Genomic DNA, 827 nt, shown 5'->3' with positions numbered 1-827 from the left:
AGCCCTAGAGATATAGATGCGTTAATTAAGTATCCTTTCAATGGTGCAAACTTCTCAACTAGGATTTGGAAACAAAAAGACTTCCTAGAGCAGAAGTTGATGGAGGATCTAACCACTATAATGGTTCGAGGCGTAAATCCTAGAGTGTTAAGCAAGGAGTTCGCTAAACACTTTGATAGAAGGAAATACGAAGCTTATAGATTACTTCATACAGAAAGTGCATTTATATCTGAACAGGCTACCTTGCAAGGGTATACAGAAGAAGGAGTAGAGAAGTATCAAATATTAGCGACATTAGATCACAAAACTTCTGATATTTGCCAAAAACAAGATAATAAAGTTTATGATGTAGGTAAAGCTGTAGTCGGAGTTAATTACCCGCCTTTTCATCAATTCTGTAGAACAACAACCGTTCCAAAATTCGATGATGAAGAAATAACTACAAGAGTTGCTAGAGATCCAATAACAAATAAAAGTTATGAAGTTCCAGCAGATATGGATTTTAATGAGTGGTATCGAAAATATGTAGTGGATGAATATGGTCAAGATCAAGTTCAAGTAATGAAAAATAAAATGGTAAATAGAACATCAGATAAGGTGCAGCATAGTAAATACAAACTAATATTTGGAGACAAAATTCCATCTACGCTTGAGGACTTTCAAGAATTAAAGTATAATAATGTTAAGGAATGGGAAAATATCAGAGCTGAAAAACAGGATACATTAAATTCTTTAGATTATAGAGATTCCTTCTTTGGCAAGTTTGGGGATAGAGAAGTTCGGGAATGGTACATTGCACATGATAAGAATATTCCTAATTTAATTGA

General features: G+C 33.7%; 1 protein-coding gene. It reads left to right on the top strand.

The genetic code is table 11. From position 1 onward, the window contains the following. Positions 1–827: minor capsid protein (locus tag RCF13_RS02360; protein WP_308140802.1), on the top strand; the 827-nt coding region annotated here is incomplete at both ends.

Source organism: Stenotrophomonas maltophilia group sp. RNC7 (assembly GCF_030910085.1).
Lineage (GTDB): Bacteria > Pseudomonadota > Gammaproteobacteria > Xanthomonadales > Xanthomonadaceae > Stenotrophomonas > Stenotrophomonas sepilia.
The sequence above is the reverse complement of the archived record's forward strand: the minus strand, read 5'-3'. Positions and strand labels throughout refer to the sequence as shown.